We start from the raw sequence: 7938 nt of genomic DNA, 5'->3' as shown, positions 1-7938 counted from the left end.
TTTCTGTGAAAATCACGAAGAAACAAGGAGAGAAAGAGGAAAGGAGATCCAGGGAAGAAAAAGGCCTTCGCCTTTTTCCACATTGAAATCACCCTCTCGTTCTCTTCTCCTCAATTCCTCGTATTCCTCATTTCATGACAATCTTATACTTGTACAGCTGCCAGCATCGCTACTTTGATTTGTTCCGGGTCGATTTCCCGGCGCGCTACGCCCGTCTCCATTGCGGCTTTCGCAACCGATGCGGCCACATGCGGAGCTACTCTTGAGTCGAACGGCGAAGGAATGATGTAATCCGGCGTCAGTTCATCATCGGTGATAAGCTCCGCAATCGCCTTTACCGCCGCAAGCTTCATCGCTTCATTAATATCGGTGGCCATTACTTCGAGTGCGCCACGGAAAATTCCCGGGAATGCCAGCACGTTATTGACTTGATTCGGAAAATCGGAGCGCCCGGTACCAATAACTGCCGCGCCCGCTTCTTTGGCGGCTTCCGGCATAATTTCCGGAATCGGGTTAGCCATAGCGAAAATGATCGGATTGTCGTTCATCGACTGCACCATCTCCGGCGTCAGGGAGCCTGCGACCGATACGCCGATGAAGACGTCCGCGCCTTTCAGCACGTCCCCGAGTGTGCCTTCCGCTTTACGCTGGTTGGTTATGCGCGCGATTTCCTCTTTAATCGGATTCATCCCGAACGGACGGCCTTCATAGATGGCCCCTTTCGAATCGCACATAATCACTTCTTTTACGCCCATGAAAAGCAGCAACTTAATAATGGCGATACCCGCTGCACCCGCACCGTTTGCTACTACAGAGATGTCTTCCATCTTCTTACCGACAATTTTCAACGCGTTCAAAAGACCGGCTGCCGTGACAATAGCAGTGCCGTGTTGATCATCGTGAAACACCGGAATGGATAGTTCTTTCTTTAATCGTTCTTCAATCTCAAAGCAATTCGGGGCCGCAATATCCTCTAGATTAATGCCGCCAAACGTCGGCTCCAGATATTTAACCGTCTTAATAATTTCTTCTGGGTCCTGCGTGTTCAGGCAGATAGGAAACGCGTCTACGCCTGCAAACGATTTAAAGAGAACCGCTTTTCCTTCCATAACCGGAAGCGCCCCTTCAGGCCCGATGTTGCCTAACCCTAATACAGCTGAGCCGTCAGAAACAACGGCAACCATGTTGCCCTTCGCTGTATAGTCGTATACCTTCTGACGGTTGTCAAAAATATCTTTACATGGCTCCGCTACCCCGGGAGAATATGCAAGGCTTAAATCGTCCGCATTGTTTAAAGCGACTTTGGATTCTACCTGAATCTTTCCCCGGTTTTCTCTGTGCAGCTTTAATGCTTTTTCACGCATGTTTGGCACCTTTCTAACAACTCCTTCTCTCTTCAACCCCGAATTTTTAAGTGGTCTGACCACTTCCTTTATTATTCTCTCATTATATCAAAAGCGGCCAATCTGTAAACCTGATTGAAGCCGCTTTTGGTCGTTTTTCCCTATAAAATTATTGTTTTTTGATGATAACCAGGCCATCTCCAATAATTTTCTCAATTTTCCTAACTATTTCATTTGTTGCGCATATGTTATATTCTTGGGCCAGTTGAACGGACTGACGCTTTGCGGCGTAGTAAAGAATTACAGGACTCTCTCCGGCCTCTTCACGAAGAACCTGCTGCAAATTTTGCAGGCGTGATATGTCCTCTTCTATCGCCGGTTCGATTTTGATGAACACCGTTGGGGGTTTTTCCTGCTGTACAGATGTCTGCCGTATCTCCTCCAGCTCTTGGATACGGTCAGCAATACACTTTATCTCGTCATCCTGATAATTGGCTTTGCCTTCGACCGCAACCAGCTTTCCCTTCACAAGCAGCTCTGCGACGCGCTGATAAACACCCGGGAAGACGACGACTTCTACACGCGAAGTCTGATCTTCAAGTTGAACGAAAGCCATCGGCTGTCCGTGACGGGTCGAGATGCTGCGCACCCCTACCACCATACCTGCAAGACGTACCGGTTGCCTATCTTTCTTCTCACGCAGACGGGACAGCGGTAAAAAAGAAAATCTGCGGCACACATCCTGATAATCATCGAGCGGATGTCCGGACAAATATAGCCCAATCAACTCTTTCTCTTGAAGCAACTTCTCTTTCTGGCCGAAATCCGGAATATCATCCGGCACGGCCGGCGCCTCTTCTTCGGTCGATTCTCCCTCCAGAAGAAAGTCGATCTGCTCTCCCTCCGCACGACGGCGTGAGCGCTGCGCCCATTCCAGCGTCTTATCAAGCACCGCCAAAAGCGCCGCACGATTACCGGTCAGGCTATCCATAGCTCCGCTTTTGATGAGTGCTTCTATTACACGGCGGTTGCAAACCCGCTGATCAATCCGCAGACAAAAGTCCGGAAGGCCGGTAAACGGTCTTTTCTTCCGCTCTTCCAGAATACGGCGAATCGCCTGAACGCCCACATTTTTAATAGCCGCCAGCCCGAAGCGAATCTTTCCCTCTTCCACTACAAAATTGATCCCACTCTGATTAATATCCGGTCCGAGAACTGGAATGGAACGGCGCTTGCACTCCTCCACATATTCGGCTACCTTTTCCGCGCTTCCCTGCGCCATCGTCAACAACGCCGCCAAAAATGAAACCGGATGATTCGTTTTTAAGTAAGCCATATGATAGGCAATCATAGCGTATGCAGCGCTGTGACTGCGGTTAAATCCATAATCGGCAAACCGGACAATCATGTCGTACAACTGGTGTGCCAGCGCCTCCTCATAGCCCTGCTTTAACGCTCCGGCAACGAATTTCTCCCGCTGCTCCTGCAAGAGCTCACGCTTTTTCTTGGATACGGCGCGGCGCAGAATGTCTGCCTCACCAAGCGTAAAGCCCGCCACCGCCGAAGCAATCTGCATAATCTGTTCTTGATATAGAATAAATCCGTACGTATCTTTTAAAATCGGCTCAAGTACCGGGTGCAGGTACGTCACCTGCTTCTTGCCGTGCTTGGCCGCCGCGAAATCAGGAATAAACTCCATCGGACCCGGCCTAAACAGCGCCAATACTGCGACGATGTCTTCGAATGTCGACGGCTTGACCTCCCGAAGTACATGGCGCATCCCCGGAGACTCCAGTTGAAATATCCCCGCCGTATCCGCGTCAGAAAGCAGGCGATACGTACGCTCATCATCGAGCGCAAGAGTGTTCAAATCAAGCGCAATACCTTCCTGCTCTTGCACAAGGCGAACCGTTTGTTCAAGCAAAGTCAGATTCTTTAGGCCGAGAAAGTCCATTTTAAGCAGACCGACTTCCTCGAGTGCTTCCATTGCATACTGCGTGAGCGCATGTCCGTCATGTCCTTGCTGCAGCGGTACGTATTCGGTAAGCGGATTACGCGAGATGACCACTCCGGCCGCATGCGTAGACGCATGGCGAGGCAGTCCTTCTACGGCACGCGCCAGTTCCATTAATTCTTGCGCCTGTGAACTTTCTTCCACAGCCTGACGAAGCGCCCGACTTTTCGCAAGTGCGCGCTCTAACGTAATACCAAGTTCGGCCGGAATCATCCTGGCAATCCGGTCTACGGTTGAAAGCGGTATGGCAAGTGCCCGCCCGACGTCCCGCACTGCCGCTCGCGCCGCCATCGTTCCGAATGTAATAATCTGGGCTACACGGTCAGCACCATATTTGTGTACGACATAGTCAATCACTTCGTCGCGCCGTTCGTAACTAAAGTCCACATCGATATCCGGCATGCTAATGCGCTCAGGATTCAAGAAACGCTCGAACAACAGCTTGTATTTTACAGGATCAATGTTTGTAATCTGGAGAACGTAAGCGACCAGACTGCCGGCAGCCGAGCCCCGGCCCGGACCCACGGCGATTCCCCTTTCACGAGCGTAACGGATAAAATCCCATACAATTAAGAAGTAATCGGCAAATCCCATGCGTGAGATGACATCCAATTCATAATCGAGTCGCTCACGCACCGCGCTATCCGCTTGCTTCCCATAGCGGAGCACAAGGCCTTCCTCGCATATCATACGCAAGTATCCGTCAGCGGTTTGCCCTTCCGGAACCGGAAATCTTGGAAGAATCGATTCGCCAAGGGGGAGTTCTACATTGCACCTTTGTGCAATGTGTACCGTATTCTCAAGTGCTTCAGGGAGAAAGATAAACAACTCGCTCATTTCTTCCGGACTCTTCAGATAATATTCCCGGGTTGGATACACCGTCCGATCCGTATCTTCTACAGTCTTGCCTTCCCCAATCGCAAGCAGGACATCAAACACCGGTGCATCACTCTCACGCAAGTAGCGAACAGCGTTGGTCGCTACAAGCGGAATGCCCGTCATGCGGCTCACATCATTTGTCCGTTGGTTTATAATCTTCTGCTCTTCCTGTAGATGATCCTGAATCTCCAGGAAAAAATTCCGCTCACCAAACAAATCCGCATACTCTCTGGCAACTACCACGGCTTTTTCTATCTGTCCCTCATACAGCAGGGTACCGATTTCTCCGTTCTGTGCTCCGCTCAGTGCGATGATGCCTGCCGTATGGCCTTTAAGCCTATCTTTGGCAAGAAGCGGACGATGCCGGCCTTCTAGATGGGCCTGTGACAGCAGCCACATCATATTGCGATATCCTTCCATGTCCTCGGCCAGCAGCACAAGTGAATATCCCTTCTCATCCCGGCTCCACTCACCCCCGTCAGGCCTGTCCGCCACCTGCAACTGTACGCCAAGAATCGGTTTGACCCCTTCCTCCCGGCATGCTTTGTAGAATGGGATTATACCGTACATTGCTGACGAGTCGGTAATAGCCAGAGCATCCATACCCAGTTCTTTAGCTCGCCGCACCAACGGACGGATGCGCGCCGCACTCTCAAGCAGACTGTATTCGCTATGTACGTGCAAATGCACAAAAGATGACGTATTCATCTTCTTCCTCCTGTTCGCTTCTCAGACTTTACCCGTTTATTCTTCTTTCTCTATTATACCGTCCGACGCAATATAAGAACATACATTCCTATATTCATATTTACTGCCTGTCTCCCATACATATGTACACAGAACAGTTTTGAATGGAAGAAGGTGTGGATATGAACAAAATACTGCTGGAATATTTGATAACGAAAATGACAGCTTACTTCTTCGTCGCGTTCGGTATTGTACTCGGCGGAGCCATCCTGGGCGGCATGGCGGCGCTTCTCACCCGGCAGCCGCCATTTCATGTTATGTACGAATTGGCTATTAAATTAAAAATCTGGGGGATGATCGGGGCACTCGGCGGCACATTCGATTCCTTTATGCAGATTGAGCGAATCTTTGCAGACGGAAACATGTCGCCGGTCATTAAACAAATTATTTTCATCGTCAGCGCGTTTGTTGGCGCCGATACAGGCACGCGCTTGATTCACTGGCTGGTTCATGGTGAGATCAGATGAGAGTACCGTCCAGCGCCTATTGGCGGCGCTCTATCCGATTCATTCTATTATTTGTACTGGGTCTTATCATAGGCATGTGTGTCCTCTTGCTCATCATAGGGGATGAAGTGGACAGACTGCATCTGAGAATTCGTGAGCTGGAGGCTCAAAATGTAAAATATGTAAAAGAAATTACGGAATATAAAGAATGGGAGAATAACTTGATTCAAAAAGAAAAAAAGGTGATAAAGGACATTGAGATCCATCTGCAAGTCCAGGATGGATTTATAGAGACAGAGCTTAAAAAAAAGCTTGAGCAGGACTTATATTTCTTAAAAGGAAAACCATTGAAGTACGTGGCAGGATTTCATGAGGGCATCATCATGATGATAGCGGAAAAGAAGTACATGATCGAGAACCGGGCGTATTCTCTTTCTCTGTCTACACTGGTTGTCTCCCCTTCCCTGCATCTCTACGTTCGTGTCGAAGAGCAGCGATAATCTCTCGTCTCTCGCAAGCGAGTGCAAAATTTAGTAAAATATAGAACGCTATATTAAAGAAGAAAATTTCGATGTTTATTGTAGATAAAACATCGATGGACTCCTGGTTTATCCCAGCAGATAAACCAGCGAATCAATAATACGCATATATAACACAAAGCGATTTCCTTCCGATAGATCAACGGACCGAGGACAGTCGCTTTTTTATTGTGCTTTTTGCTCATGGATGCGAAAATAAAAAAGAAAATCGCAGCGAAGGGAGTTCCCACATTGACAGCCATTTTTACCATTATCATCATTTTATCGGCGACGTTCGCACTCTACTACGCCATCACATGGCGCAGCCAGCCGGGTGTAATCGCTCGGATTTACCAGGCGCGCATGAATATCGGCATGGGCATTTTTCTGCTCGGAGTTGGGTTCAACCAGCTTACGTTCGAACATGTGGATACAATTCGTCTGGTCATCGGTATTGTCTTTCTGCTGATCGGCGGAGTCAACCTGGTGCTCGGCATCCGCAATCTGAGATACTTTACAAAAATCAAGAAAGAACAGAGCGAAAAAAAATAAAGCGGGAGTATGCACTTCCGCTTTTCCCGCTTTTCCCGCTTTTATCGCTCGATAACCTGCGCAGTCATCATCGCCTTGGATACCATCGTCCCCTGATGGTACACTTCCACTTCCACTTTTCCGAACTTCCGGCTTACTTCGAGCACACGCGGCCTGATTTCAATCGTGCTCTCAATCTGTACCGGCTTTAAGAAATACACCGTAATATTCTCGGGAACCATATCGCCTTTCTTATACTGGCGAAGCGCCCGGCTTCCTGATTCGGAAACAAGTGTGGTTAATACCCCGCTTGAGATGTTGCCCAGATGATTGGTCATCTGCGGTGTAACCTCACCGCGAAAATAGATGCCGCCTTCCCCTTTTTCCTCATGGAAACGGCTCATAATCTGGTTGGTATACGTCTCGCCCATCTGCGGCTGCTTCTGAATATACTGAAGCGCTTTCAGTACATCCTGGCGCGTAATTACGCCCAGCAGGCGACGATGGTTGTCCACGACCGGCAGCATCTCGATGCCTTCCCATACCATCATGTGGGCAGCCGATGCAACCGATACGCGAGCCATTACCGTAATCGGATTTCTGGTCATCACTTTCTCCACCGGAACGTCATATTCGTGACCGACGATGTCCTTCGTCGTCACTACACCCATTACCTTCATATTTTCGTCCACGACCGGAAAACGTCCATGCCCAATCGCTTCCACAAAACGGTGCCAATCCCGTACCGTATGATGGATATTCAAATAGTATGAATCCTTCAACGGAATAAGGATATCTTCGACCATCATGATTTCTTTCTTAATTAAGCGGTCATCGATTGCACGGTTAATGAGCGTCGCGACCGTGAATGAATCGTAGCTACTTGAGATAATCGGCAACTGCAGCTCATCGGCCAGCTTCTTCACTTCTTCGCTCGTATCAAAACCTCCGGTAATCAATACTGCAGCGCCATGCTGCAGCGATAGCTTATGGGCCTGGTAGCGGTTCCCGACAATCAGCAGACTGCCTGCTTCTACATAACGCATCATCGCCTCAAGCTTCATTGCACCGATAACAAATTTATTGAGCGTCTTATATAACCCTTCACGTCCACCGAGCACATGACCGTCTACAATATTCACTACTTCAGCAAATGTGAGCTTCTCGATATTCTGTTTTTTCTTCTTCTCAATTCGTACCGTACCGACCCGCTCAATCGTGCTGACTAATCCTTGTGCTTCCGCATCCTTAATCGCCCGATATGCCGTTCCTTCGCTAACCTCCAGCTCCTTCGCCACCTGGCGCACCGAAATTTTGCTACCGACTTCCAGCTCCTCGATATGCTGCAAAATCTGTTCGTGTTTCGTTGCCATAGACTCACCTTTTTCTGTGAAAATCGTGAGGAAAGGAGGAGAAGAGTGAGGAAAAAAGAGCTAAGGAAGAAAAAGGCGTTCGCCTTT

6 protein-coding genes are annotated in these 7938 nt (G+C 49.0%); 3 read left to right on the top strand and 3 right to left on the bottom strand.

Annotated elements, in window-relative coordinates; genetic code table 11:
* Nucleotides 1-143: 143 nt before the first annotated feature.
* Nucleotides 144-1373: an NAD(P)-dependent malic enzyme gene (locus B2899_RS08210; protein WP_146807920.1), complete on the bottom strand. Its 1230-nt coding sequence runs from the start codon at nucleotides 1371-1373 to the stop codon at nucleotides 144-146.
* Nucleotides 1374-1512: 139 nt separating this feature from the next.
* On the bottom strand, nucleotides 1513-4944 hold the full coding sequence (locus B2899_RS08205; protein ID WP_286884992.1) for a DNA polymerase III subunit alpha: 3432 nt from the start codon (nucleotides 4942-4944) through the stop codon (nucleotides 1513-1515).
* Nucleotides 4945-5105: 161 nt separating this feature from the next.
* On the opposite strand from B2899_RS08205, the gene B2899_RS08200 reads away from it, so the two are divergent.
* The 3 genes from B2899_RS08200 (at nucleotide 5106) to B2899_RS08190 (ending at nucleotide 6499) form a co-directional block, all read left to right on the top strand.
* Nucleotides 5106-5450, top strand: a complete 345-nt coding sequence (locus tag B2899_RS08200; protein WP_146807918.1) for a YtrH family sporulation protein — start codon at nucleotides 5106-5108, stop codon at nucleotides 5448-5450.
* Nucleotides 5447-5929, top strand: coding sequence for a hypothetical protein (locus B2899_RS08195; protein WP_146807917.1), 483 nt, complete (start codon nucleotides 5447-5449; stop codon nucleotides 5927-5929). Before B2899_RS08200 ends, B2899_RS08195 begins: the two co-directional genes overlap by 4 nt.
* A 270-nt stretch (nucleotides 5930-6199) precedes the next feature.
* Entirely contained in the window at nucleotides 6200-6499 is a 300-nt protein-coding gene (locus tag B2899_RS08190) for a YtpI family protein (protein WP_246147174.1), read from the top strand.
* Between the two features lie 41 nt (nucleotides 6500-6540).
* Here B2899_RS08190 and B2899_RS08185 read toward each other — a convergent pair whose 3' ends face one another.
* The gene (locus B2899_RS08185; protein ID WP_146807915.1) at nucleotides 6541-7851 is read right to left on the bottom strand and encodes a DRTGG domain-containing protein; all 1311 of its coding nucleotides are present in this window, start codon (nucleotides 7849-7851) and stop codon (nucleotides 6541-6543) included.
* Nucleotides 7852-7938: the final 87 nt, after the last annotated feature.

This window comes from Aneurinibacillus sp. UBA3580 (assembly GCF_002375825.1).
Lineage (GTDB): Bacteria > Bacillota > Bacilli > Aneurinibacillales > Aneurinibacillaceae > Aneurinibacillus > Aneurinibacillus danicus.
Note: the sequence above shows the minus strand (reverse complement) of the source record. Positions and strands in the feature narration are given on the sequence as shown.

Excerpts from the sequence above, each read along its gene's own strand:
- B2899_RS08205 (WP_286884992.1), bottom strand. The coding sequence starts at position 4,944 with ATGAATACGTCATCTTTTGTGCATTTGCACGTACATAGCGAATACAGT.
- B2899_RS08200 (WP_146807918.1), top strand. The coding sequence starts at position 5,106 with ATGAACAAAATACTGCTGGAATATTTGATAACGAAAATGACAGCTTAC.
- B2899_RS08195 (WP_146807917.1), top strand. The coding sequence starts at position 5,447 with ATGAGAGTACCGTCCAGCGCCTATTGGCGGCGCTCTATCCGATTCATT.
- B2899_RS08185 (WP_146807915.1), bottom strand. The coding sequence starts at position 7,851 with ATGGCAACGAAACACGAACAGATTTTGCAGCATATCGAGGAGCTGGAA.